At 51.6% G+C, this 25,990-nt stretch carries 25 protein-coding genes; 21 read left to right on the forward strand and 4 right to left on the reverse strand.

What is annotated here, in order from left to right; genetic code table 11:
* The first annotated feature begins 25 nt into the window (after positions 1-25).
* The 3 genes from ACIDE9_RS06175 to ACIDE9_RS06185 all read left to right on the forward strand — a co-directional run bounded on the left by ACIDE9_RS06175 (position 26) and on the right by ACIDE9_RS06185 (position 4,996).
* Positions 26-697 (forward strand): PEP-CTERM sorting domain-containing protein, encoded by a 672-nt coding sequence (locus ACIDE9_RS06175; protein WP_411993523.1) that lies wholly within the window; start codon positions 26-28, stop codon positions 695-697.
* 208 nt (positions 698-905) lie between these two features.
* The gene (locus ACIDE9_RS06180; protein ID WP_411993525.1) at positions 906-2,672 is read left to right on the forward strand and encodes a monovalent cation:proton antiporter-2 (CPA2) family protein; all 1,767 of its coding nucleotides are present in this window, start codon (positions 906-908) and stop codon (positions 2,670-2,672) included.
* 110 nt (positions 2,673-2,782) lie between these two features.
* Positions 2,783-4,996: an OsmC domain/YcaO domain-containing protein gene (locus ACIDE9_RS06185; protein WP_411993527.1), complete on the forward strand. Its 2,214-nt coding sequence runs from the start codon at positions 2,783-2,785 to the stop codon at positions 4,994-4,996.
* Positions 4,997-5,073: 77 nt separating this feature from the next.
* On the opposite strand, the gene ACIDE9_RS06190 is transcribed toward ACIDE9_RS06185, so the two are convergent.
* A complete protein-coding gene (locus ACIDE9_RS06190) occupies positions 5,074-5,205 on the reverse strand; it encodes a hypothetical protein (RefSeq protein WP_411993529.1) in 132 nt (43 codons plus the stop codon).
* 24 nt (positions 5,206-5,229) lie between these two features.
* Between ACIDE9_RS06190 and ACIDE9_RS06195 the strand changes: the two genes are divergently transcribed.
* The 10 genes from ACIDE9_RS06195 (at position 5,230) to ACIDE9_RS06240 (ending at position 15,464) form a co-directional block, all read left to right on the forward strand.
* Positions 5,230-6,744 (forward strand): DEAD/DEAH box helicase, encoded by a 1,515-nt coding sequence (locus tag ACIDE9_RS06195; protein WP_411993531.1) that lies wholly within the window; start codon positions 5,230-5,232, stop codon positions 6,742-6,744.
* Positions 6,744-7,208, forward strand: coding sequence for a YaiI/YqxD family protein (locus tag ACIDE9_RS06200; protein WP_411993533.1), 465 nt, complete (start codon positions 6,744-6,746; stop codon positions 7,206-7,208). Before ACIDE9_RS06195 ends, ACIDE9_RS06200 begins: the two co-directional genes overlap by 1 nt.
* A 177-nt stretch (positions 7,209-7,385) precedes the next feature.
* Entirely contained in the window at positions 7,386-7,988 is a 603-nt protein-coding gene (locus ACIDE9_RS06205) for a PEP-CTERM sorting domain-containing protein (RefSeq protein WP_411993535.1), read from the forward strand.
* A gap of 238 nt (positions 7,989-8,226) precedes the next feature.
* The gene (locus tag ACIDE9_RS06210) at positions 8,227-9,372 is read left to right on the forward strand and encodes a diguanylate cyclase domain-containing protein (RefSeq protein WP_411993537.1); all 1,146 of its coding nucleotides are present in this window, start codon (positions 8,227-8,229) and stop codon (positions 9,370-9,372) included.
* A 120-nt stretch (positions 9,373-9,492) separates the two neighbouring features.
* Positions 9,493-10,308, forward strand: a complete 816-nt coding sequence (locus ACIDE9_RS06215) for an HD-GYP domain-containing protein (RefSeq protein ID WP_411993540.1) — start codon at positions 9,493-9,495, stop codon at positions 10,306-10,308.
* 145 nt (positions 10,309-10,453) lie between these two features.
* Positions 10,454-13,084, forward strand: coding sequence for a putative bifunctional diguanylate cyclase/phosphodiesterase (locus ACIDE9_RS06220; RefSeq protein WP_411993542.1), 2,631 nt, complete (start codon positions 10,454-10,456; stop codon positions 13,082-13,084).
* Between the two features lie 187 nt (positions 13,085-13,271).
* Complete coding sequence (locus tag ACIDE9_RS06225) at positions 13,272-14,534, forward strand: nidogen-like domain-containing protein (protein WP_411993544.1); 1,263 nt, start codon at positions 13,272-13,274, stop codon at positions 14,532-14,534.
* Between the two features lie 166 nt (positions 14,535-14,700).
* Positions 14,701-14,913 (forward strand): hypothetical protein, encoded by a 213-nt coding sequence (locus ACIDE9_RS06230; protein WP_228519696.1) that lies wholly within the window; start codon positions 14,701-14,703, stop codon positions 14,911-14,913.
* Between the two features lie 13 nt (positions 14,914-14,926).
* The gene (locus ACIDE9_RS06235) at positions 14,927-15,196 is read left to right on the forward strand and encodes a hypothetical protein (RefSeq protein ID WP_194740502.1); all 270 of its coding nucleotides are present in this window, start codon (positions 14,927-14,929) and stop codon (positions 15,194-15,196) included.
* A 40-nt stretch (positions 15,197-15,236) separates the two neighbouring features.
* Entirely contained in the window at positions 15,237-15,464 is a 228-nt protein-coding gene (locus ACIDE9_RS06240; RefSeq protein WP_228519697.1) for a hypothetical protein, read from the forward strand.
* A 245-nt stretch (positions 15,465-15,709) separates the two neighbouring features.
* Here the strand turns inward: ACIDE9_RS06240 and ACIDE9_RS06245 are convergent, their stop codons facing one another.
* Positions 15,710-16,147: a MarR family winged helix-turn-helix transcriptional regulator gene (locus ACIDE9_RS06245; RefSeq protein WP_411993547.1), complete on the reverse strand. Its 438-nt coding sequence runs from the start codon at positions 16,145-16,147 to the stop codon at positions 15,710-15,712.
* Positions 16,148-16,427: 280 nt separating this feature from the next.
* Between ACIDE9_RS06245 and ACIDE9_RS06250 the strand changes: the two genes are divergently transcribed.
* Positions 16,428-17,819 (forward strand): exonuclease domain-containing protein, encoded by a 1,392-nt coding sequence (locus tag ACIDE9_RS06250; protein ID WP_411993549.1) that lies wholly within the window; start codon positions 16,428-16,430, stop codon positions 17,817-17,819.
* A 46-nt stretch (positions 17,820-17,865) separates the two neighbouring features.
* Here the strand turns inward: ACIDE9_RS06250 and ccoG are convergent, their stop codons facing one another.
* Complete coding sequence (gene ccoG / locus ACIDE9_RS06255; protein ID WP_411993551.1) at positions 17,866-19,275, reverse strand: cytochrome c oxidase accessory protein CcoG; 1,410 nt, start codon at positions 19,273-19,275, stop codon at positions 17,866-17,868.
* 101 nt (positions 19,276-19,376) lie between these two features.
* The gene (locus ACIDE9_RS06260) at positions 19,377-20,786 is read right to left on the reverse strand and encodes a PLP-dependent aminotransferase family protein (RefSeq protein WP_194752908.1); all 1,410 of its coding nucleotides are present in this window, start codon (positions 20,784-20,786) and stop codon (positions 19,377-19,379) included.
* Positions 20,787-20,901: 115 nt separating this feature from the next.
* Between ACIDE9_RS06260 and ACIDE9_RS06265 the strand changes: the two genes are divergently transcribed.
* The 7 genes from ACIDE9_RS06265 (at position 20,902) to ACIDE9_RS06295 (ending at position 25,975) form a co-directional block, all read left to right on the forward strand.
* Positions 20,902-21,246, forward strand: a complete 345-nt coding sequence (locus tag ACIDE9_RS06265) for a hypothetical protein (RefSeq protein WP_194752909.1) — start codon at positions 20,902-20,904, stop codon at positions 21,244-21,246.
* 135 nt (positions 21,247-21,381) lie between these two features.
* The gene (gene rplU / locus ACIDE9_RS06270; protein WP_019881452.1) at positions 21,382-21,696 is read left to right on the forward strand and encodes a 50S ribosomal protein L21; all 315 of its coding nucleotides are present in this window, start codon (positions 21,382-21,384) and stop codon (positions 21,694-21,696) included.
* A gap of 47 nt (positions 21,697-21,743) precedes the next feature.
* Positions 21,744-22,001 carry a 50S ribosomal protein L27 gene (gene rpmA / locus ACIDE9_RS06275; RefSeq protein ID WP_019881453.1) on the forward strand — a complete coding sequence of 86 codons (258 nt, stop codon included), beginning with the start codon at positions 21,744-21,746 and terminating at the stop codon, positions 21,999-22,001.
* A gap of 118 nt (positions 22,002-22,119) precedes the next feature.
* On the forward strand, positions 22,120-23,172 hold the full coding sequence (cgtA, locus tag ACIDE9_RS06280; protein ID WP_194752910.1) for an Obg family GTPase CgtA: 1,053 nt from the start codon (positions 22,120-22,122) through the stop codon (positions 23,170-23,172).
* 5 nt (positions 23,173-23,177) lie between these two features.
* Positions 23,178-24,299, forward strand: coding sequence for a glutamate 5-kinase (gene proB, locus ACIDE9_RS06285; RefSeq protein WP_194752911.1), 1,122 nt, complete (start codon positions 23,178-23,180; stop codon positions 24,297-24,299).
* Between the two features lie 36 nt (positions 24,300-24,335).
* On the forward strand, positions 24,336-24,830 hold the full coding sequence (gene purE, locus ACIDE9_RS06290) for a 5-(carboxyamino)imidazole ribonucleotide mutase (RefSeq protein ID WP_194752912.1): 495 nt from the start codon (positions 24,336-24,338) through the stop codon (positions 24,828-24,830).
* The gene (locus ACIDE9_RS06295) at positions 24,827-25,975 is read left to right on the forward strand and encodes a 5-(carboxyamino)imidazole ribonucleotide synthase (protein WP_411993555.1); all 1,149 of its coding nucleotides are present in this window, start codon (positions 24,827-24,829) and stop codon (positions 25,973-25,975) included. The genes purE and ACIDE9_RS06295 overlap by 4 nt, the downstream gene beginning before the upstream one ends.
* Positions 25,976-25,990: the final 15 nt, after the last annotated feature.

Consider the following 25,990-nt stretch of genomic DNA (forward strand, 5'->3'; position numbering starts at 1 on the left):
TTTATGATTTATAAGACGTTGGTAAATGTTAATTAATAAACAGGGGATAGCGATGAAAAGTTTAGTGTTAGTTGCAGCAATGAGTTTGGCCTCAGTGAACGCATACGCGGTTGATATTGTTGGCTTATACAATACGGGCGCTAGCTTTGCAGCTGGCGCACAAGATACGAACTACGCATTATCAAGCACAACCACCACAGTTGATGCATATGGTTATGTGACTGCAAATGGTTCCTTTCCACTTGCGGGCAACTGGCTGGCGAATACTGCTACTTCTTCATGGTTAACACCTACGGCTAACCAGGGTGATTCATTTGATCCTTCTGCTGATGGCCTCTACACCTGGACGACGACCTTTGATTTGACTGGTTATGACGCAGCCACCGCTAGCTTTAATGCGCAGTTTGCGGCTGATAATACTGCAGTTGTTTACCTGAACGGCAATCAGATTGGCACTTCTAATGGCTTTTCATCATGGAGCACCTTTTCAGCCACTGCAGGTAACTTTGTTGCAGGCGTGAATACGTTGTCATTTGTAGTGACTAATCAGGCACAAGGTTTTGGTAACCCAACTGGTTTGCGCGTCGAATTCCTGTCTTCAAACGTTGCTGCTGTGCCAGAAGCGGACAGCTATTCATTGATGCTGGCGGGTCTTGGTTTGTTGGGCCTGGTTGCACGCCGCAAAAACGCAGCTTAAGTATTTGTGCGTTAAGTCAAAAGTCACGCTGATATTATCAGCGTGACTTTTTTATTGCCTGCCTACAACTTCAGTGTCGTGGACTGTCTCCTCGCATCATTGAGCCGCTAATCACAGCTTAAGTGTATGCAATCGACGATCCCGCTACATGTTTTGCGGGCATTTTAGCTACAATCCATGCAGCGTCATGTCATTGCAAAGGTACACCATGGATTCCTCTAGTTTTCTTGTTCAAGCAGCGATCTACCTCGCGTCCGCCATCCTGTTAGTACCACTGTTTAAGCGGCTGGGTCTGGGCTCGGTACTGGGTTATCTGATTGCTGGCATTTTGATTGGCCCTTATGCCTTAAAGCTGATTGCCGATCCTGAGCATATGCTGCATTTCGCCGAGTTTGGCGTGGTGTTGATGTTGTTCCTCATCGGGCTCGAGCTGGAGTCGCAAAAGGTGTGGGAGCTGCGCAAATTGTTGTTCGGCCTGGGCGGGTTGCAGGTGACGCTGACGATTGCGCTGGTGACATTGGTGGCGCACCTGCTTGGTTTTTCATGGGCTGAGGCGCTGATTATTGGCATGGGCGTGGCGATGTCGTCGACGGCGATTGGGCTGACGGCCTTGATTGAGAAAAAACAGTTGCGCACACCAGGCGGGCAGGCGGCATTTGCCACCTTGTTGTTCCAGGATTTATCGGTCATCCCATTGTTTATGGTGCTGGCGTTTATTGCGCCTAACAAGAGTGCGTCGGGCTTTGATGTGTGGGCCGTGACGCAGTCGATTGCGGTGATTCTGGTCATTATCTTGGCGAGCAAAACCATTTTGCGGCCCATCATGCGCATCGTCGCGCAAACCGGCATACGTGAGGTGTTTGTGGCTTTTTCGTTATTGCTGGTGATCGGCGTTTCGCTGGCAATGGCGTCGGTAGGGTTGTCGATGGCGCTGGGGACTTTTTTGGCCGGGGTGTTGTTGGCTGATTCTGAGTACCGCTATGAGTTGCGCCTGGATATCGAGCCGGTGAAAGGCTTGCTGCTTGGTTTGTTTTTTATCTCGGTCGGCATGACGGTAGACTTGGATTTAGTCACCAACCAGCCAGGACTGATTTTTGGCTTTGCCTTGCTGATTGTTGCCATGAAATTTCTGGTGCTGGTTGGGCTCGGCAGAATGTTTCATTATCCCTTGCGTGACAAATTATTATTCGGCGTTGCCATCTCGCAAATCGGTGAGTTTGCATTTGTGATTTTTGGCGTGGCTTTGACGCAAGCCTCTATTTCCCGCGAAACCTACAATATCCTTAATGCGGTTGTCGCTGTCTCCATGTTGATCACGCCGGTGTTGTTATTGTTATATGACCGCTTTTTAGCCTTGCAATGCGGTGAGCCGCCCAAAGAGGCGATTACCGAAAATAACGCGGTCATCATTGCTGGCTTTGGCCGTTTTGGGCAGATTGTAGCTCGCGTGTTGATGGCCAGGGGCATCAGTGTCACGCTGATTGATAACGACCCAAACCAGGTAGATTTAACGCGCCAATTTGGCTGGCGTTGCTATTACGGCGATGCGTCGCGCTTGGATGTGTTGGAGGAGGCAGGCATTGCCGAGGCACGTTTATTTGTGATTGCGGTGAACGATGCAGCGGCGACGTTGGAAATGGCCAGGCTGGTCAAAGAGCGTTGGCCGCAGGTCAAGATTGTGGTGCGCGCCCGGAGCCGGACCGATGCGTTTGACTTGCGTGACCTGGATTTGCAGCCGGTACGCGAGACGTTTTATTCCTCCTTAGAAGCTTCGCGACAGGCGTTGCTGGCAATCGGAGAAACAGCAAGCGCGGCGGCCAAGATCATCAAGCAATTTGAAAAGCATGATATTGAGCAACTGGAAGCCACGCGCAAAATCCGCCATGACCGCAAGGCCTTGTCCAGCGTGATGGAGCAAGGGCGACAGGATCTCAAAACCCTGCTCGAGCTTGAGCATCCGGATACCGGAAGCTAAGCGGCTTAGGCCGAGCTTGTTATCTGTATTCAGTGACCTCAACACAGCGCAGGCGATGTGAGGGATAATAACGCCCTCAGCATTTTTGCCGCATTTTTGGAATTCTCCCCATGGAAGTCAAAGTCAATTTTCTCGATAAGCTACGCCTGGAAGCCAAGTTTGATGACTTCACGGTGATTGCCGATCAGCCTATCCGCTATAAAGGCGATGGCTCGGCGCCCGGCCCGTTCGATTATTTTCTGGCTTCGTCGGCCTTGTGTGCGGCTTATTTTGTGAAGCTGTATTGCAGCACGCGCAATATTCCCACCGATAATATCCGCTTGTCGCACAACAATATTGTTGACCCGGAAAACCGCTACAAGCAGATTTTCAAGATACAGATTGAGTTGCCGACCGATATTTCCGAAAAAGACCGTATAGGCATTTTGCGTTCGATAGACCGTTGCACGGTGAAAAAAGTGGTGCAGGCCGGACCGGATTTCATCATTGAAGAAGTGACTAACCTGGACGAAGACGCGCAGGCGTTGCTGACAGTGGATACAGACACGGATGCGCTGACCTATATCACCGGCAAAGATTTGCCGCTGGAGCAAACCATCGCCAATATGACCGGCCTGCTGGCGGGTCTGGGTATCAAGATCGAGATCGCGTCGTGGCGCAATATTGTGCCTAACGTGTGGTCGCTGCATATCCGTGATGCGCATTCGCCCATGTGCTTTACCAATGGCAAAGGATCGACCAAGGAAAGCGCGCTGGCATCGGCGTTGGGCGAGTATATTGAACGATTGAGTAACAATCATTTTTATGCCGGGGCGTACTGGGGCGAAGACATTGCCAATGCTGAGTTTGTGCATTACCCGAACGAGCGCTGGTTCAAGCCGGGCCGTAAAGATGCGCTGCCGAAAGAGATTCTCGACGACTACTGCCTGGAGATTTACAACCCGGATGGCGAGTTGCGTGGCTCGCACCTGATTGATACCAATTCCGGCAATGCTCAACGTGGCATCTGTTCATTGCCGTTTGTGCGTCAGTCGGATGGCGAAACCGTGTATTTCCCAACCAATCTGGTGGAAAACCTGTTTGTTAGCAATGGCATGAGCGCTGGTAATACGCTGGTGGAAGCACAGGTGCAATGTTTGTCAGAAATTTTTGAGCGCGCCGTAAAGCGCGAAATCATCGAAGGCGAAATCGCCTTGCCGGATGTGCCGCAAGCTGTGCTGGCGAAATATCCTGGCGTGGTGGCCGGGATCAAAGGCCTGGAAGAGCAGGGCTTTCCGGTGCTGGTGAAAGATGCTTCGCTGGGCGGACAGTACCCGGTGATGTGCGTCACTTTAATGAATCCGCGCACTGGCGGTGTATTTGCCTCTTTTGGCGCGCACCCGACCATGGAAGTCGCGCTCGAGCGTAGCCTGACCGAGTTGCTGCAAGGCCGCAGCTTTGAAGGCCTGAATGACCTGCCGCAGCCAACTTTTGCCAGCGAAGCAGTGACGGAGCCGAATAACTTTGTTGAACATTTTATTGATTCCAGCGGCATTGTCTCCTGGCGCTTCTTCAGCGCCAAATCAGAGTATGAGTTTGTCGACTGGGATTTCTCCGGCGAAGGCGAGCATGCGAACGCTGAAGAAGCGGCGACCATGTTTGGCATGCTGGCTGAGTTGGGCAAAGAGGCTTATGTTGCCGTGTATGACCAATTGGGTGGTCAATATCCCGCAGTGGCTTGCCGTATCCTGGTGCCGGGTTATTCTGAGGTGTATCCGGTTGAGGACCTGGTGTGGGATAACACCAACAAGGCATTGTTGTTCCGCGAGGATATTTTAAACCTGCATACCCTGGACGACGACAGCCTGGAAGCCTTGCTGGAGCGCCTGGAGAATAACGAGCTGGATGATTACGGCGATATTGCCACGTTGATCGGCATTGAGTTTGACGAAAATACTGACTGGGGCCAGCTCACGGTCATGGAGTTGAAGTTGCTGATTCATCTTGCCTTGCAGCAATTTGAAGAGGCGCATGACCTGGTCGGTGCCTTTTTGCAGTACAACGACAACTCGCTGGAACGCGGCCTGTTTTACCAGGCATTGAATGTTGTGCTGGAAGTTGAGTTGGATGATGAACTGGAGCTCGCTGACTACGAAGCCAATTTCCGCAAGATGTTTGGCGAGTCGCGGATGGACGCCGTGATTGGCTCGGTCACCGGTAGCGTACGCTTCTATGGCCTGACGCCAACCAGCATGCAACTGGAAGGCTTGGACAGGCACCACCGTCTCATCGACAGCTACAAAAAGCTACATGCTGCCCGTGCCAGAATGGCGGCCGGCCGATAATGTCCCAGGATTGCATAAAATCCTAGTCTATTCAATCGATTAGGATTTTATGTAATAGCGGGTATAATGCGCTTACCCTACGGCTTACCAATCAACGTAGCGGCTTTGTTACCCTCTTTAAGGTTTGATTCGTTTGTCCAGATTGGTGTTGCCATAGGCAACAGACCAACGCCTATTAATACTTGCATGGCTGGTTTTAATTCGTCCATGCAATTTCTATAAGTTGAATTACTTTGTCACAAGAAAATATCCCTGCAAACATCACGTTTGCTGATTTGAATTTATGCGCGCCAGTCTTGCGCGCGATTGCCGATGCTGGTTATAGCTCACCGACGCCTATCCAGGCGCAGGCGATTCCTTATGTGCTGCGTGGCGGCGATTTGCTGGCCGGTGCACAAACCGGGACTGGCAAGACGGCGGGCTTTACGCTGCCGATTTTGCATCGCTTGTCTGAAGTGCCATTGGCACAGGCCGTGAAGGGCAGGCCGCGTTGCCTGATCTTGTCGCCCACACGTGAATTGGCGGCGCAAATTGGCGAATCCGTCACCACTTATGGCAAATATCTGCCACTCAAAAGCATGGTGGTGTTTGGCGGCGTCAGCATTAATCCGCAAATCAACCGCCTGAGCAAACCGCTGGATATCCTGGTGGCGACACCGGGTCGCTTGCTAGACCTGGTGCAGCAAAAGGCGCTGGATTTGTCTGGCATTGAAATCCTGGTGCTGGACGAAGCCGACCGTATGCTGGACATGGGTTTTATCCATGACATTAAAAAGGTGCTGGCCTTGCTGCCTAAAAAGCGCCAAAACCTGCTGTTCTCGGCCACGTTTTCTGACGATATCAAACGACTGGCTGACAGTTTGCTCAACGCGCCAGACCTGGTGGAAGTGGCGCGCCGCAATGCCTCCAATGCATTGATTGAGCAAAGCGTGCATATGGTGTCGCAGGCGCACAAACGCGAAATGGTCAGCTATTTGATTAAGCATCATCAGTGGCAACAAGTGCTGATTTTTACCCGCACCAAGCATGGCGCCAACCGCCTGGCGGAAAAACTGGTCAAAGACGGAATCCCGGCCATGGCGATTCATGGCAACAAAAGCCAGAATGCGCGTACGGCGGCGCTGGCACAGTTTAAAGCAGGTACTATCACGGCGCTGGTGGCGACCGATATTGCCGCACGTGGGCTGGATATTGACCAGTTGCCACAAGTGGTGAATTTTGAGCTGCCTAATGTGCCGGAAGACTATGTACACCGCATTGGCCGTACTGGCCGTGCCGGTGCCAGTGGTGCCGCCATTTCACTGGTGGATCGCGAAGAGTTTGGCATGCTGAAAGACATTGAAAAGCTGATCAAGCGTGATATTCCGCGGGTGCCGGTAGAGGGTTTTGTTGCGCCAGAGAAAAACAGCGAAGAGCCTGACCGCCCACCACGCGGGCAGAATCACGGCCGTGGGCGCCAAGGGAAACCACAGGGGCAGCCACAATCACAACAGAGACAGCCTCAAGGCAATAAACAACAGTCTTCTAAACCGGCACAGTCTCAGCCTAGGCAAGCTCAGGGTCAAGCGGGTGCTAACCAATCTGGTCAAGGCAATAAACCCAATCCGCACAAGTCCGGGCATGCGAACTCCGGTCAGCGCAATGGTCACCAGGCGCAACATCGCCAGGGTGGCAACAAGCCGCAGGGCGCACTGTTTACGTCTAAGCCAGGCGCGAACAGCGCCAAAACACCGCCGAAAGCGCGCTAATGCACATTTGGGTGGATGCCGATGCTTGCCCGGTGGTGATCAAGGAAATCCTGTTCCGGGCGGCTGAGCGTGCCCACATGACAACGACCTTTGTTGCCAACAAGCTGTTACGGGTGCCACCTTCGCCTTATTTACGGGCGATGCAGGTCGATAAAGGCTTTGATGTGGCAGATAACGCCATTGTCGCCGCGCTGGTAGCGGGTGACCTGGTGATTACGGCAGATATCCCCTTGGCCGCGCAAGTGATCGAAAAAGGTGGTCATGCGCTGAATCCACGCGGTGAGTTTTATTCACCCGAAAATATCAAAGAGCGCTTGGCCATGCGCGACTTTATGGAGTCGTTGCGTGCGAGTGGCGTGGAGACGCAAGGTCCGAGCGCGATGCAGTCGTCTGACCGGCATACTTTTGCCGCGCAGCTGGACCAGTTTTTGGCTCGGGTTGCGCGTCAATCGCCTCGGGTTTAAGCGCTAGTCACGCCGCCATTTTCATGTGGTGTACGCAGGTTTTTTTTACTAAATGTTAAGTCTTGCAAAACACCCTAACGGGCTATTGGCTTTTATATTTTGCTCGCTAAAATCAAGGTTGCAATAATGGTTGTTCGGGAAAATATTATTGCGATAATTTTAGTGGGAGATAAGCTTATGCGCTTTTTTAATTCTTTGATTTTTTCTCTGGCGATGATGGTGTCGGTGTCATCACATGCGGCAGTAGAAACCTATGGCGAACTGTTGTCAGGGACTTATGAACCAGCCTCTGATTTTGCTTCGTTGTCAGTTAGCAACACCGGCAATGTCTATACATTTACCTTGTCCGCCTATGATTTGAATGCCTTGTTTACGAATAAAGCTTTTATCGGGTCAATCGCTGTCAAAGCAACGCCGGATGTCAGCGCCAGCAATATCACGATTAGCAATATTAGCGGTGGTGTCACTAGCCTGACTGCAGGGAATGGTGGTGGCCCTGGCGGTGGTTGGGACTTTAGGTTTGTGCTTGGCCAAGGAGCGAATGACCGCTTACTGGCGAATGAGTCCGTTACCTGGACGGCGACATTTGCTTCCGCTTCTCAGGTCAATTTGGACGACTATGCCCTGCATGTGCAAGGCCTGACCAAAGCGCAAGGGGATAGTGCCTGGTATCTGAACTCCATCGTGACGACGCCGGTGCCGGAGCCTGCCTCCTGGGGCATGTTGCTGGCTGGCTTGGTATGCTTGGTTGCGTTGAAAAGACGTCCAGCCCAGGCATAAGTTGTGTTGCCTCTCGTCCTCTGTGAGGAGGGCGCGCTTGAATGTAAAACGGCTTGCATATTTGCAAGCCGTTTTTGTTTTTAGGGTGTTCAGTGCCGCCGCATTGGATGCAACACGGGTGTAATGTATTGAAAACCCCTTTGATTTAACTGGTTATTTTTAAAGGCTTGCATTAGCATTAGTTAAAACAGTGTATGTAAAACTGGCGTAAGAATAAAAAAGAAGAGGTCATGCGTTAATGAGTTTGCAGGCTCGGATTGACGAGGCATTATTTCACAGGCTGTTATCGGGAGCGCGCATTCCTTTAATCGGGAGTGCGTTCGGCGGTTTGTTGATTGCGTTTTCGCAATGGGGTTCTGAAAAAGGTCATTTGTTCTTGTTATGGTGCAGCGTGGTCTATGCCGTCATTGTGTTGCGCGTGTGGCTACTCAAGCGCTGCCAGCACCGGCTGGCCAAGCATGGATTCAATTATCCCCTGGCTTATCGTTACTGCCTGACCCTGGCGCTGTCAGGGCTGGCGTGGGGCGCGCTGGGGTTGCTGGTGAAAGACGCACCGCCCATGACGGTGATTATTGTGATCACGGCCATTCAGGCGATGGTAATGGGTGGTGTGGTGACCATGGCGTCGTGTATCCCTGCCTTTTTTGCCTTTAGTTTGCCCGCGATGTTGCCAACGGTGCTGGTCTTCTCGTTTAGCGAAAACCTGTCCAGCTTGATTATGGCAGTGTTTAGTGTGATTTTTTACCTGCTGATGATAGGCATTGCCTATCGTTTTAACCAGTCATTGCGGCAGGCGGCCCGTATCAGTTTTGAAAACGAGGACCTGATCGGCTCCTTGAAAGACGCTTATCACAAAATTTCTGCCCAGAACCAGGAGCTGAACCATGTGGCGCACCATGATGCGCTCACGGGCTTGCCTAACCGCAAGCTGCTGTCTTTGCGTTTGCAGCAGGCGATAGAGCTGGGACGTGTGAAGCGAACCGGCACAGCGCTGTTATATCTGGATCTTGATGGCTTTAAAGCCGTGAATGACCAACTGGGGCATGAAGCGGGCGATCTGGCCTTGATTGAAGTGGCGCAGCGCTTGAGCAAGGTGATTCGTGGCAGTGATACATTGGCGCGCGTGGGCGGTGACGAATTTGTGATCGTGCTATCTGATTTACCTGAGCAGGGCAAGTCTTCGGTGGAAATGGTTGGCCAGAAATGCCTGATGGTGTTTGAACGCGATTTCCAGATCCAGGGCGCCGTTTGCCGCCTGGGGACATCGATTGGTTTAACCGTGTGCAAGGACGGCGAAGCCATAGAACAACTGCTGTCTGCGGCTGATAAGGCCATGTACCAGGCAAAGTTACTGGGTTGCGGGCAAATGTCCTGGGCGGTTTAGCAACCGCCAATTAAGTAGCGTGATTGGCCTGCTGAAGGGATGCGAGTGCAGATTTTCAATTGCGTAAATTAGCTTTTGCGATAAGAATTCACACTTTGATGATTGTCATGAGAGTTGACCATGCGGCCGCAGTATAAGATTGTAATGGTATATGTGTTGGTAGGCGCTGCCTGGATCTTTTTTTCTGATAAGGTCGTTGCGCAACTGTTTACTGATCCGCGTGACCTGACGATGATGCAGGATATCAAAGGCTGGCTGTTTATCATGGTCACCGCCATGTTATTGTTTTTCCTGGTCAAGCGTGCGCTCGAAGATGCTGCACGTGACCAGCAAAACCTGATACACAGTTATGACCAGACCATCCGTGGCTGGGTACAGGTGCTCGATTTGCGGCACAAAGAAACCAAGGATCACACTTATCGTGTGGCGGCCATGACCGTGGCGCTGGCCAGCAAGATGGGCGTGACCGACGAAGCATCGCTCAAGCTGATTGAGCGCAGTGCGATTCTGCACGATATCGGCAAGATTGGTATTCCTGATGCGGTGTTAATCAAGCCTGGCCAGCTGGATGAAGACGAAATGCGGCTGATGCGCACGCATCCGCAGATTGCGCGCGACTTGTTGGTCAACATTGATTTTCTGCGTAATTGTATGGATATTCCCTATGGTCATCATGAGCGCTGGGATGGGCATGGTTACCCTTTAGGCTTGAAAGGCGAGGAGATTCCGTTTGCTGCGCGTATTTTCTCGATTGTGGATGTGTGGGATGCTTTGATGCATCCCAGGGTGTACAAGCAGGCCTGGCCAGAAGGTAAAGTGCTGGATTATATTCGCAGCGAATCCAGTATCCGTTTTGATCCGGCCGCAGTCGATGCGTTTTTTACCCATTATGAGGTCATCAAGGGCGCCGCCAGAGCGTCTTATAGTGAGGAATAGCTGGGGCGCAGTCGCTTGAGTGAGGGGGAGGTTACCTGCTAAATGACCACATCGGGAAATTTGCCGGGCATTTATACAGGTATTTGGGGATTTGATTTGAGTCACATCCCTTACAGTAGTGGACGGGGGCTTAGGCTAAACATCCATGTCTGCACAACAATTCACATCTGCAGGGCGGGGCAAGCTAATCAGACGTTTGTGGCTGATGGTCTTGTTTTCGCTGTTAATTTGCCTCGCGCTTACGCAGGCCAGCCTTACTGCGCTCACCCTTCCGTCAGCCACCCATAAACTGGTTGTATTGTTACTTTCTTTAGGCGTGGCCTTATGGGGCGTATTAACCATCCTCATCTGGCAGCAACAACGCACTGCTCTGGCGATGCAAGCCGCAGACCTGCAAACCTTTAACCGCGTGCTGGCCGATGCTTATGCCAGTGATACGTTTAGCCCAGTCATGTTTGCACCGACCGAATCTGCCAGTGTGGAAGAAGGCTGGCAGCAATTACGTACACAGCTCACGCAACTGGATAGCGATGGCGCCTCGGTTAAACAACATCATCAACAGTTAAATCAGCTCTATCTCGCCTTGAGTCAATGTAACCAGGCGATTGTGCAGAGCCAGGATAAACACCGCCTGTTTGAACAGATTTGCCAGATTATTGTGAATTTGGGCCATGCCAATATGGCCTGGATTGGGGAGCTGGATAGAGGTAGCAAGCAGATCGTGGTGTCCAGTGCCTTTGGCTCGGGTATTAATTATCTGGATGAAGTGTTGATCTCGGCGGACCCTGCTGCCGCGAGTGGCAGAGGGCCTTGTGGTTTAAGCATGCTGTCCGATCACCCATACTGGGTGCATGATTTCCAGACCAATCCGATCAGCGCCGTATGGCATGACAAGGCCACCGAGTTTGCCTGGAAAGCTGCGGCATTTTTGCCATTGCATGCTGAAGGCAAAGTCATCGGCTGCCTGTCATTGTATGCCGAGCACGAGCAGGCATTTGAACCGGATATCCAGCGCTTGCTGCAAGGCATGGTGGCGAATATTGATTTCGCCCTCGACCGTTTTGAGGTGCAGGCGCAGAACAGCCTGTTCCAGACCAATTTGCTCAAGAGCGAACAACGCGCACAACTGGTGCTGGAGAACGCGCTGGATGCCATTGTGAACATTGATTTACAGGGCTTGATTGTGGAGTGGAACCGGGCTGCCGCACAGATGTTTGGGTATACGCGAGCTGAAGTGGTTGGGCGCATGCTGGAAGATGTCATTGTGCCGCCTGCCTATCGTGAGGCGCATCATCAGGGCATGCAGCGTTTGCAGCAATCTGGCCACTCACGATTACTGGGCAAGCTGATTGAAATTACGGCCTTGCGCCGCGATGGCAGCGAGTTTCCGGTCGAGTTGACCATCGTTGAAATCAAGCGCGACCATGAACATTATTACAGCGCGTTTATTCGCGATATTACCGCGCGCAAAGAAGCTGAGGAGCGCATACGCTTCCTGGCCAATTATGATGCTCTGACTGGCTTGCCCAACCGCAACCTGCTGACTGAGCGTGTGATTGTGGAGATTGAAAAAGCCTGGGATCAGGACGGGCAATTCGCACTGATGTTTCTGGATCTGGATCACTTTAAGGATGTGAATGATAGTTTGGGGCACCGCTACGGCGATAACCTGCTGGTCGCATTAACGCATCGCTTCCAAAGCCTGGTGCGGCCGCAAGACACTATTTGCCGCCTGGGTGGCGATGAGTTTGTATTTCTGCTGGCCGAGGCTGATCATGTCATTGCCAAAGAGGTTGTCGAGCGCTTGCTGAAAGCGGTGGAGCAGCCGTTTGTGATCGACCAGTACGAGTTGACCATTACCGCGTCGGTTGGGGTTGCCATCTATCCGGATGACGGTCTCGATATGGAAAGCCTGCAACGCAATGCCGATGTCGCCATGTATCGTACTAAAAAAGAAAGCCGGAATAGCTATCGTTTTTTTAGCAACCACATGCAAGTGCAAACTGCGCGTAACCTGCAATTGGTCAACGCCTTGCGTCAGGCCATTGCGCTGGGACAATTGGCGGTATATTACCAGCCGCAAGTCGCGCTCGATTCAGGCCGCCTGATCGGTGTAGAAGCCCTGCTGCGCTGGAAACATCCGCAACTGGGTTTTATTTCACCAGCTGAGTTTATCCCGCTGGCCGAGTCTAGTGGCTTAATTATTTCTATCGGCAGTTGGGTACTGGAGCAGGCCACGCAGCAAATCCACGCCTGGCAATTGGCGGGCATTAGAGACATTTCTGTCTCGGTCAACTTGTCCAGTATTCAGTTCCGCGATCCAAAACTGCCTGCGCTGGTGAAGAGTGTGCTTGAACGTTATCAGGTGTCACCGCAATGCCTGGAGCTGGAGCTGACCGAAGGCGTGGCACTGGAAAACCCGGAAGGGGCGGTGGCCATGATGGATGCGCTGAGCGGCTTGGGCGTGCGCTTGTCGATAGACGACTTTGGTACCGGCTATTCTTCACTCAGCTACCTGAAAAAATTTAAAGTCTACAAACTCAAGGTCGACCAGAGTTTTGTCCGTGATATCACCACCGATGATGAAGACAAGGCCATTGTCATTGCGATTATCCAGCTAGCGCGCAGCCTGGGCATGAAAACCATTGCCGAAGGCGTGGAGACGCCTGAGCAGAAAGCCTTCTTGCAGACGCAAGGCTGTGACGAGATGCAAGGCTATTTGCTGAGTAAACCCTTGAGCAGTAACGACGCCACGACTTTCCTGCTGTCTTATTAATACCTGAGCCATATCCCCCGTCCATATGTTTGATCGAGGCTGTACGCAGTTTGCGTGGCGGTCATCTCCCCGTTTTTAATATTTAATGTTGTGTTTATATATTAATTAAATATAAATATTGTTAAAATAACTCACGAAAAGATCTTGATAAATCATTAAAGTGAGGAGTTGCGCCATGAGTACCATCATGAGTAATAAGAAGGGTAGTCGCCGTATTGTTGTATCCCAGATGAAGAAAGTCAGCCTGGCTATTTTGCTGGTGGGTTTGTCCACGCAGTTACAGGCGATTGAGCTGTTAAGCGGGTTTGGTGGAGAGGCTGGTTTCGGTGAATTGGCCATGTTGCCGAATGATGATGACTCAAGCAATGCCTTGAACCTGCCATTTGGGATTAACTTTTTTGGCCAGGATTTCAGCCGGTTTTTTATTAATAACAATGGCAACATCAGCTTCTTAAGCCCCTTGGAGAGTTATACGCCGATCGCATTCCCGGTTGCCAGCCAGCCAATGATTGCACCCTATTGGGCAGATGTGGATACGCGTGCTGGTCAGGCGCCTGATCCCGTAGGCAGTAATCGTGTCTATGTGGCTTCGCCAACTGCCGATTCGGTAGTGGTGACCTGGCATAACGTTGGCTATTTTCCTGCCCAGAATGACAAACAGAACAATTTTCAATTAGTGCTGCAGAAAACGCCAGGAACGACGAATGGTAGTTTTAGTGCCGAGTTTCGTTATGACCGTTTGCAATGGACGACAGGTAGCGCCAGTGGTGGCGTCAATGGCTTGGGCGGCACGCCTGCACAAGCTGGCTATGATGCAGGCAATAATGTGAACTACGAAGTATTACCTGGCTCTTTCTCGAATGAGGTGCTGAACCTGGTCAATTTGAGCAATGTGTCTACCGCGACCCCTGGTTTATGGCGCTTCTCGTTTAATAACGGCGCCTTGCCAGGGCAAACCGCTGAAAATGCGTTTCTCCCTGTGGTTGTGGATGGCTCTTATCAGTTTGAGTTTAACGTACAGTTGAATCAGCGCGTGTTTGTTGACCCGCTGGTGGCGGTTGGCTATGACTACGAAGTGTCGGGCGGCAATCAGTTTACGTCTGTATTGTTGCCGTTGTTGGCCGCTGATACGGATGGCTATGCCATTTATGCCTTAGGCGACATGACCCCTGGTGGTTTGTTGGGGACCGTGGCTGGCGGCACAGTGTTTCATTTTGCGACGCCTTTGTCAGGCTTTACGGTGGCCGGTATTGATACTGCGGCGATGCTGGATCCGGCTAACACGACAGCTTTTGTCACTGGCCTGACCTTTTTGAATGCAGGTGTGGTGCAGATGTCGCAAACACCGATCACGACATTGGTAGCACAAGTGCCTGAGCCATCTTCTTATGCCATGTTGTTATGCGGCCTGGCGGGCCTGCTGGCCATGCGCAGAAAAATGCGCGCTTAACGTTTGTTTGCCTGGCTTCTGAAACCCTGCTTTTGCAGGGTTTTTTTATTGATAGATGGCTGAAAAAAGGGGCTTCTTTCAAACCTCTATAGCTTGTGATGTAATTTCACTTGACTATGTAAATGATAATTATTATCATTTGAAAAAAGTTTAGCCAAGGAGAGTCATGATGAAACGTCATACGGTGGTTGGAAAAACCATGCTGGCTGGAAAAACCGCCTGCAAAGTGCTTTATCACCAGTCTTCAGACACGGTGGAGCTTGAGGTCGGCGGTACCACACTTAAATTTGAGGCCGACAGCTTTATCGTCATCAACGAAATGCTACGCAAGGCAGCGGCCCGGATTGTGATGCAGACTGAAATCGAAATGAGTATTTGAAAGAGAGATGGCCATGAATGCGATGAATATCCACGCGATGCGTTACGACCCCAGTTTGCCTGATGCTGAATCAGTGATGGCGTCACTGTTGTATGTGGCGACCTTGTATATCAAAAAGCCAACCTATGACCTGGCGAAGCAGGCCTTGCGCCTGGCCGAAACACTGACTGCGCCGGAGTATGCAGATTCAGACCTGATTTGTAGTGTATCGCGCCGCATGTGTGTGCAATGGACTTTGCTGGTGAACGAACATGAGCAGGCCGCAACGTCAGTGGCAATATAAACACAACCATATTTAGGGGTTGAGTATGAGTGAGGAAAGTATGTGTAAGAAAATTCTGTTGTCCGGCCAGGCCGGTTTTCGTGTGCATTATTGTGAAACACACCGCACGATAGAGCTTGAGATTGGTGCCATGAGTTTGCGGCTGGATGAAGACGCGCTGGAAGTGATGAGTGATGCTTTGGATGAGTCTGTCAGCAAGTTGCAGGCTTTGCATGCGACCAAAGGGTCTTTTCAGGCATTTATGCGGCAATTGAATATGCCGGATTAAGTTGTTTGTCACAAAGCTTTAAATAAACACGGGCTGTGATATCAGCATCACAGCCCGTGTTTATTTGTCTGCTGATAGCCTGGGTATTGCTTTGCCAATGGCAAATATTGTTATCGTGCAATGGATGCTATGAAGGTGTTTGAAGATTGCTGCCGGCGACAAAAGAAATGTACAAACATTAAGCACTACATTTCTTTTATCTGGCAGAGCCTGGCTGCTGCGCGAGTGGTACGGGCGACCTACGGCTAGTCCGGGATTTTAGACGTTACATTCTTGGTCAGGGTGTTCAGCGTTTGATTCAGCGTGTCAAACGCAGTGTTGTTGAGCCCGGTGTCACAGGCCACACGTTTTTGAACATCTGACAGTTTGTTGCGCAAGGCCTGGCCTTCTTCGGTCAGGCTGACAATCACCACGCGCTCATCATCTTTCTGGCGTGTGCGTTTGGTCAGTTTTTTCACTTCCAGGCGTTTGACTACCGGTGTAATGGTAGCTGGTTCCAGCATCAGTTTTTCGGCGATTTGTTTAATGGACAGCTGTTTGTATTGCCATAGTGCAACCAATACCAGATATTGCGGATAAGTCAGGTTCAGTTTGTCCAGATCGGGCTTGTAAGAGCGCAACAAGGCATGGGTTGCCGAGTAGAGCGAAAAGCACAATTGGTTTTCCAGATAGAGGTTAGGCATGAGCTTAAAAAATTATATTGTCATTAATAGGAATCATTAATCATTACAGCATCAATCGGGGTGAGTGTCTATAGCTGTTTTGTAGGAGAAACACTGGTTTTATATAAGATATGAGACATTCAGTGATAAAAGTGGTTGTTTATAGCCAATCGCAAGGTGAAAGACCCTGCTGGGAGGCGGGGAATAGCCATTTGTTGGCATGGCAGAGAATAGATGAAAATGCGCTAAAATGAGCAGGTTTTCCCGCCTGATAGCTGTGCAGTAGAAAGCCTTTTGCGTCATGTTGCCATCCGTTACTTTTCTTGACCTCGAAACCACCGGGGCTACCCCTTTACGTGACCGTATCACCGAAATTGCGCTGGTACGCTTTGATCATGGCGTGGAAACCCTGCGCTGGCAAACCTTGGTCAACCCGCAACAGCCCATCCCGCCATTTATTCAATCATTGACCGGTATTAACGATAGCATGGTGGCCGATGCACCCCTGTTTGCTGAGGTGGCAGATAAGCTGTTAGCGTTTTTGGAGGGCTCGGTGCTGGCTGCGCATAATGTGCGTTTTGATCATGGCTTTTTAAAAACTGAATTCAAGCGGCTGGGCATCACGTTGCGGCAACCGGTGCTGTGTACAGTCAAGCTCTCGCGCCTGTTATACCCGCAGCATTACAGTCATGGCATAGATGCGATTGTCGCGCGTCACCAGATCACCGGCCTGGCACGTCATCGCGCCATGGGGGACGTTGAAGCGATACTGATCATGCTCAATGATGCCAGGCGAGACCTGGGCGCAGAGGTCGTGCAAGCCGCGGCGCTCAAACTCATGGCGGCACCCACCTTGCCGCCGCATATTGATGCCAGCCTGGTTGGCGAGTTGCCCGAGGCGCCAGGCGTTTACCTGTTTTATGGCGAGAACGACTTACCTTTATATATAGGTAAAAGCGTGAATGTGCGCGCCCGCGTGCTATCGCATTTCAGTAGTGACCACGCCTCCAGCAAAGAGATGCGTATGACACAGGAAATGAAGCGCTTTGAGTGGATCCCAGCCGCGGGCGAATTGAGTGCCCTGTTACTGGAGTCGCGCCTGGTGAAAGAGCGTATGCCTATTTATAACCGGCAATTGCGTCGCGAGCGCCAGTTGTGCAGCTGGCAGTTAGTGGCGGGTGCACAACCTATGCTCAGGCTGGTCAATGAAGATGAGATTGACCCCAGCCAGATGGATCATTTGTTTGGCACGTTTAGAAGCAAGCGGCAAGCCGTTGAGACGTTGCGTAAAATTGCCGACCTCAGCCATTTATGTGCCAAAACCCTGGGCCTGGAAACCGGGCGTGACGGGCCGTGTGTTGCTTATCAGCTCAAACGCTGTAAAGGCGTGTGTTGCGGGCAGGAGACGGCCGAGATGCACGCCTTGCGTGTGCAGCAGGCACTGATGGCGCATAAGCTCAAAGCCTGGCCGTATCGCGGCAAGATCGGCATTGAAGAATATAACCTAGAGAATGACCTGCGCCAGATTCATGTGTTTGAGCACTGGGTGTATGTGGGCGTGGCGGTGGACGACGACAGTTTGCAGGCATTGCGCGAGCAAAACACAGCGCTCAAGTTTGACCTTGATGGCTACAAATTACTGTTGAAAATGCTGTCACAGAAAAAGACCCGTGTACTGGATCTGGCTGGTTAGGAAAGCGTTTACCAGCCAGGTACACGGGCAAGGGGTAGGGTAAGTATCAGGGCAGGTAGAAGGTGCTATTGGTAGATACTTGCTCGCCATTCGAGAGCGCTGTTACCTCAATCTGGATGCGATGGCTGCCTTGCAGATCGCTCGCAGGCACTGACAAACTCAATGGCACTAATATTTCCTCAGTCGGGGCTGCTGTGAGTGTCTGCTCACTTTCCACACGCAAGCCGTCTATGCCGCTGGCACGTACCTGATAACGCTGATTGTGTTCGGTCGCATTGGTCAGGTGCAACTGGTAAGGGTTTTCAATGCCATGGCCGGTTTCGCGGTACATGATATTGCGGTCACGCATGATATCGACTTTGAAATCCGGTTTATGCAACAGCCCGTAGCCTAACCAGGCAGTCATCAATACAAACAATCCGCTATAAATCAACACGCGTGGGCGTAATAAATGCTGCCGCAGTTTGTGTTGCCCGCTCAGGCCCGCCGCCGAAAAACGGATCAGGTCGCGTGGGTACTGCATTTTGTCCATGACGTCATTGCAAGCGTCGATACACAGGCCGCAACTGATGCATTCATATTGCAAACCATTGCGGATATCGATGCCGACCGGGCAGACCTGCACGCAGATATTGCAGTCTATACACGACCCTAATCCATCAGCCTGGTAGTCCTGGTTTTTACTGCGGCCACCACGTGGTTCGCCGCGCGCACTGTCATAGGCCACAATCAAGGTGTGATTATCAAACATCGCGCTTTGAAAACGCGCATAGGGGCACATGTGTTTGCACACTTGTTCGCGCAAAAAACCGGCATTGCCATAGGTAGCCAGTCCGTAAAACCCTAGCCAGAAACAAGACCAGCCGCCCATTTGCCATTGCACCATGTCGCTGAATAATTCGCGTATCGGTGTGAAGTAGCCGACAAAGGTAAAGCCAGTGACCAGGGAGAAAGCCAGCCAGGCGGAGTGCTTGCTCACTTTAATGCCGGTTTTGCGTATCCCCCAGGGTTGGCTATCCAGTTTTTGCCTGGCCATGCGGTCACCTTCTATCGTGCGCTCCATCCACAAAAAGATCTCGGTATATACCGACTGTGGGCAGGAGAAGCCGCACCAGAGGCGGCCCGCCACCGCCGTAAATAGAAACAGGCCCAGGGCGCTGATGATCAGTAGCAGTGCCAGATAAAACAAATCCTGCGGAAAAATCACCAAGCCAAACAGGTAAAAGCGATGGGTATCAATATCCAGCAACAGTGCCTGACGGCCACCGTATTGCAGCCAGGGCATGCCGTAAAACACTAATTGTGTCAGCCATATCATCAGCCAGCGCCAGTTTTTGAAATAACCGCTGACTGAGCGTGGATACACCTTGGGTGTTTTCTGGTAAAGCGAAATAGTCTGCCCGGCGACAGGGGCTGCCACAATCGGGATCACAGGTTTACTGCGTGAAGATGTCATACAAGCACTCGGTATTAATAAGACGAATGCAGTGTAAAAGAGAAGGTGGATTTAAAACAGATTCAGTTTTTTTTTAAAAAACCATATCAGATGTGCGATATTCATGCCTGCTTGATCAATCGTCCCAGGCGTTCAATGGCCTGCAAATGCACGTGATTGACGGTATGCCCGTAATTGAGCCGGATATAGCTGGCGTATTGCTGTTGTGACGAAAACATATGGCCGGGAGCGAGACTGATATTTTCGGCAATCGCTTGTTGAAACAGCTGCAAGCTATCGCGTTGATCTGGCAACTGTAGCCATAAGAAATAGCCGCCTTGCGGCAAGGTAAAACGTACTTGTGGCGGCAGGTGCTGGTGGATGGCTTGCGAGAATTGTAATTGCTGCAACATGAGTTGGTGTCGCAGCTGCCGCAAGTGTTTGTCATAGCCGCCTTTGGCCAGGTAGCTCGCTAATGCCAGTTGTGCTGGTATTGAGGTGGCCAGGGTGGTGGATATTTTTAAGCGGGTGATTTTTTCGGCAAAGCGCCCGGCGGATACCCAGCCGACGCGGTATCCCGGTGCCAGCGCTTTGGAAAAAGAGCTGCAATGCATCACCCAGCCTTCTTTATCCCAGGTGTTGGCAGGTAGCGGACGCTGTTTGCCAAAATATAATTCGCGGTACACATCGTCTTCTATCATGGGTAATTGATAGCGCGTGATCAACTCGACCAAGGCCTGCTTTTTTTGCTCTGGCATCAGGCTGCCGGTCGGGTTCTGGAAGTTGGTCATCAGCCAGCAAGCTTTGGGTTGGTGCTGAATAATAGCGCGCTCCAATGCCGCCAGGTCTATGCCTTGCTCGGGGTGGCTGGGCACCTCAATCGCGCGCAAACCCATGCGCTCAATGGCCTGTAAAGCCGCATAAAAACTGGGCGATTCGATAATGACGCTATCGCCAGGCTGGGTCACGGCGGCCAGGCACAGGTTAAGCGCCTCCAGTGCGCCATTGGTAATCACAATATCGCTGAGGTCAGTAGGCTTGCCATCCAGTTGGTAGCGTAAGGCAATCTGGCGCCGCAGCGCAATATCGCCCTGGCCAATGTCGCTCACCGTATCCTGTGGTTGCATGCGGCGCACGGTGCTGGCCATATGATCTGCAAGTTTTGACAGCGGAAATAACAGTGGGCTGGGAAAGGCTGAGCCGAACGGAATCTGCTGCGGGTCTTTGATGCGCTCGAGCAGGTTGAATACCAAGTCGCTGACTTGCAGCGTGGTCGGTGTGCCTTCGTCACTGGCAGTGTGCGGTAACAGGCGTTCGCTACGCAGCGGCCCGGCGACGTAATAGCCGGAGCGCGGGCGCGTCACAATCAGGCCGCGTGCTTCTAATAGATAATAAGCCTGAAATACGGTAGACGCGTTGACCTGCTTGCTGGTCTGTATCTGGCGGATGGAAGGCAGTTTATCGCCGCGTTTGAGCAGGCCTTGCTGAATCGCGCTGGCGATTTCTTCGGCGATGATTTCGTATTTTTTCACAACTGGTCCTGCCGCCGTTAAGTCTCTAATCTGATATGGTTAATTTAATCGAAACTGTGGCTGTTCGGCAATGCCTGGCAGCGATAAGCTGCGACTTTTGTTAAAAAGGCGAGTGATGCAAGTCTCAGAATTGCTGGCGTCAGCAGTAAAAAGCGTGACGCAACAGAATAAAAAACACTATGCATTGACCCTGCATGACGGCCAGGCCTTGCAACTGCGGGTCACGGACATGTTTAACGTACACTTGTTGCAGCAGGACCATCCACTTGCCTGCGTACACTTTCAACCGTTAAGCTCCTTGAATAATATTGAAATGCAGCCGATGTACCGCGTGGTTTCGCTACGCACGGCGGCGGGCGAGGATACGCAGCTGTCTGCCGAATTGCTGGAGTGTGTATTTGCGGTCTATCGGTATTACACCAATGGCAGTATCCGTCCCTGGCGATACGCTGTAAAATAGCGCTTTTGGCGGCAAAAAAGGCAGTCAAACCGGCGGTCTGGCTGGACATGAAAAACATGCGCAAATATATTTGCATTCTGCAATAAATTGCGTATAATTGCGGGTTCTTTAAAAGGCGACGTTTAAGGCATCATTATGTACGCAGTGATTAAAACAGGTGGCAAACAGTACAAAGTAGCCGCTGGTGACAAATTAAAAGTAGAAAAATTGGTTGGTGACGTTGGTTCTACTGTTGTAATCGACAAAGTGTTGTTGATTGCTAACGGCGAGTCAACCACGATTGGTGCACCTTTGGTTGCTGGTGCTAAAGTGAGTGCTACCGTGGTATCACACGGCCGTGGTGACAAGGTGATGATTTTCAAAATGCGTCGTCGTAAGCACTACCGCAAGACTCAAGGTCATCGTCAGAGCTACACAGAAATTCAAATCGACACTATTTCAGCAAAATAAGCACGTTCTGCTTGAGTAGAGCAGATTGCTAGAATAAGGAATCAAACATGGCACACAAAAAAGCAGGCGGTAGTTCACGTAACGGTCGCGACTCACAAGCCAAACGCCTGGGCGTTAAAGCTTTCGGTGAAACAGTAGTTAACGCTGGCAGCATCATCGTTCGCCAACGTGGTACTAGAATGCACGCTGGCGAAAACGTCGGCATGGGCAAAGACCACACACTGTATGCATTGGTAGAAGGCAAAGTTAAATTTGCAATCAAAGGCGCGTTGAAGCGTCATACCGTGAGCATCGAAGCGGTTTAATCAAAGTTTTATGTAAAAAGCCCTGTCGCTTGACGGGGCTTTTTACTTTATAGTTCGCAGATTGCATGCAGCCTTGTTCACCATAACGCAGCCATGCGCTTAAAAGGCAAATTGAATCATGAAGTTTATTGACGAAGCTACTATCAAAGTTTACGCCGGTGACGGTGGCAACGGCGTTGCCACGTTCCGCCGTGAAAAGTACGAGCCTATGGGTGGCCCCAACGGTGGTGACGGTGGTCGCGGCGGTTCTATCTTCGTCGTGGCTGACCGTAATATCAATACGCTGGTGGATTACCGCTATACGCGTACTTTTAAAGCACAACGCGGTGAGAATGGCAGCGGTTCCGATTGCTACGGCAAAGGTGGCGATGACATGATCCTGCGCGTGCCCGTCGGCACGACTATCAGCGATAAAGCCACCGGGCAGATGATGGTGGACTTGAGTGCGGATGGCCAAAAAGTGATGATGGCCAAAGGCGGCAATGGCGGCCTGGGTAATATCCACTTTAAAACCAGTACCAACCGTTCCCCGCGTCAGTGTACTAAAGGTGACCCAGGTGAGGCATTCGAGCTGTATCTGGAGTTGAAAGTCTTGGCGGACGTCGGCTTGCTTGGCATGCCTAACGCCGGTAAATCTACCTTTATCCGCTCAGTCTCTGCGGCTAAACCAAAGGTGGCCGATTATCCATTTACCACGCTGCATCCGAACCTGGGCGTGGTGCGTGTCGACAGCAACCGCAGCTTCGTCATTGCCGATGTGCCTGGCCTGATTGAAGGTGCGGCTGAAGGGGCTGGCCTGGGCCATCAGTTCTTGCGTCATTTGCAGCGTACTTCTTTGCTATTGCATTTGGTTGATCTGGCGCCGTTTGATGATGCGGTTGATCCGGTGCAGGAAGCCAAAGCCATCGTGAATGAACTGAAAAAATACGACCAGGAACTTTACGATAAACCGCGCTGGCTGGTGCTGAATAAAATTGACATGCTGGAAGACAGTGCGCAGAAAGTGGCTGACTTTGTCAAAGCCTATGGCTGGGATGGTCCAGTGTTCCCGATTTCGGCAATCAGTGGCATCGGCTGCCAGACGCTGACGTACGCCATCATGGACCATATTGAACAAGTGCGTGCGCAGCGCGAACTAGAAGCAGCACAACCGCAGCCAGCGACAGAATAAGTTTTATGGGCGTTTCACTCATACAAGACAGCAAAACCCTGATTGTGAAGGTCGGCTCCAGTCTGGTGACCAATAATGGCCAGGGCCTGGATAAGACTGCGATTGCGGCCTGGGCACAACAAATCAGTGCGCTGGTCAAACAAGGCAAGCAAGTGGTGCTGGTATCTAGCGGTGCGGTCGCTGAGGGCATGCAGCGACTGGGTTGGAAAAAACGTCCGGTAGAAGTGAATGAGCTGCAAGCTGCGGCCGCTGTGGGGCAAATGGGCCTGGTGCAGATGTATGAGCAATGTTTTGCGCAACATGGTTTGCACACGGCGCAATTGTTGCTGACGCATGAGGACCTGGCCGACCGTAAGCGTTACCTGAATGCGCGCACAACCTTGCGTACCTTGCTCGATTTAAACGTCATTCCCATCATCAATGAAAATGATACGGTGGTCACCGAAGAAATTCGCTTTGGTGATAATGATACCCTTGGCGCGCTCGTCGCCAACCTGATTGAAGCCGATGCGCTGATTATCCTCACCGACCAGCAAGGCCTGTATTCTGCTGATCCGCGCAAAGACCCCAATGCGGTGTTTATCAATTTTGAAACCGCTGGTAATCCCGAGCTGGAAAGCATGGCGGGTGGCGCCGGCAGTGCCGTGGGCACCGGTGGCATGTTGACCAAGATCCTGGCGGCCAAGCGTGCGGCCAATAGCGGCGCGCATACCGTGATTGCTTCTGGCCGTGAGCCAGAGGTGTTGATGCGTTTAAGCCTGGGTGAGGCCATAGGCACACATCTAAAAGCAGGCAAAATGAAAACGCTGGCGAAGAAGCAGTGGCTGGCTGATCATTTGCGTGTGGGTGGCAAACTGGTGCTGGATGATGGTGCTGTCAGTGTGCTGAGCAAAGATGGCAAGAGTTTGCTGCCGATTGGCGTGGTCGACGTATTGGGCCAGTTTGAGCGCGGTGATGTGGTCGCCTGTGTGGATGCACAAGGGAAAGAGTGGGCGCGAGGCATAGTCAATTACAATGCTAATGAAGTGCGCAGAATTAAGCGTAAACCCAGCAACGAGATTGAAAGTGTACTGGGCTATGTAGAAGAAAAAGAGTTGATACACAGAGATAATCTGGTATTGGTTTAATTGCCAACAAGACAAAGAGAGTGACAAGGCAACGTGATGAGTAAACCTTTGGTAGCCATTATTATGGGGTCGGACAGCGATTGGCCGGTCATGAAAAACGCCGCGCAAATGCTGGCTGATTTTGGTGTCGCTTACGAAGCGCGCGTGGTGTCTGCACATCGCACGCCAGACCTGATGTTCCAGTTTGCGGAATCTGCTGCAAGCAATGGTTTCCAGGTGATTATTGCCGGTGCCGGTGGTGCTGCGCACTTGCCCGGCATGGTCGCTGCGAAAACGACTTTGCCGGTATTGGGCGTGCCTGTGCCTTCCAAGCACCTGCAAGGGCAAGACTCGCTACTGTCTATCGTGCAGATGCCTAAGGGTATCCCGGTGGCCACGTTTGCCATTGGTGATGCGGGCGCAGCGAATGCAGGTTTGTTTGCGGTTGCGATGTTGGCTAACCAGGATGCGGCCTTGGCTGAGAAGCTGGCGACTTTCCGCAAAAAACAAGCTGAAAAAGTTCATGCAATGGAGTTGAGCGAAAAACCATGACATCATCCGTAATTCAACCTTCTGCTATGTTGGGTATGCTGGGCGGCGGCCAGCTTGGCCGTTTTTTCGTCATTGCAGCGCATGAAATGGGCTACAAGGTGACGGTGCTGGATCCTGACAAGAATAGCCCGGCGGGCATGATTGCCGATATACATTTATGTGCGGCATACGACGATGCGGCGGCTTTGAAGGTGATGGCTGATACCTGCCAGGCGATTTCAACCGAATTTGAAAATGTGCCTGCTGAAACGCTGGCTACCTTGGCGAAATCGACCATTGTGCATCCGAGTGCGGATGCAGTGGCGATCGCCCAGCATCGCATCAAGGAAAAAACGTTCTTCAAGGAGTCTGGCTTGCCTGTTGGGCCGTTTGTGCCAGTGACGGCTGAAAGCGATTTGCCAGAAGATGGTGATATGTACCCGGCGGTGCTGAAAGTGGCGCGCTTTGGTTACGATGGCAAAGGTCAGGCGCGTGTCGCCAACCGCGAACAAGCGGTGGCCGCCTTTCAGGGCTTTAAGCAGGAAACCTGCGTGCTGGAAAAAATGTTACCGCTGGACCTGGAAGTCTCCGTGGTGCTGGCGCGCGATGTGCATGGCAATATTGCTGCGTTCCCCACTGCTGAAAATAGCCACTTGAACGGTATTCTTGATATCAGTATCGCGCCTGCACGTTGCTCTGAAGTGATTAAAGCCAATGCGCAAGAGCTGGCGAAAAAACTGGCCAATAGCCTGAATTATGTCGGTGTATTGGGGGTGGAGTTTTTTGTGGTCGGCAACCAGTTGCTGGTGAATGAAATTGCGCCGCGTCCGCATAACTCTGGACATTACACGCTGGATGCCTGCGTGACTAACCAGTTTGAGCAGCAAGTGCGTGTGATTACTGGCCAGGCATTAGGCAGTCCGTATTTGCATAGCAATGCAGTCATGGTGAATATTTTGGGCGATAGCTGGCTGTATAGCGGCAAGCAGGTTGAGCCTGCGTGGGACAAAGCCTTTGCGCATGGCAACCTCAAAATGCACCTGTACGGCAAGCATGAGCCGCGCAAAGCGCGCAAAATGGGGCATTTCACAGTGATTGGTGAGGACGCGCAAGCTGTGCTCAATGCTGCTAAAGTGGCGCGCAGTGAATTGCATATTGGTGAGTAACTGACACTGTTAAAA

This window comes from Methylophilus sp. 'Pure River' (genome assembly GCF_046765995.1).
Lineage (GTDB): Bacteria > Pseudomonadota > Gammaproteobacteria > Burkholderiales > Methylophilaceae > Methylophilus.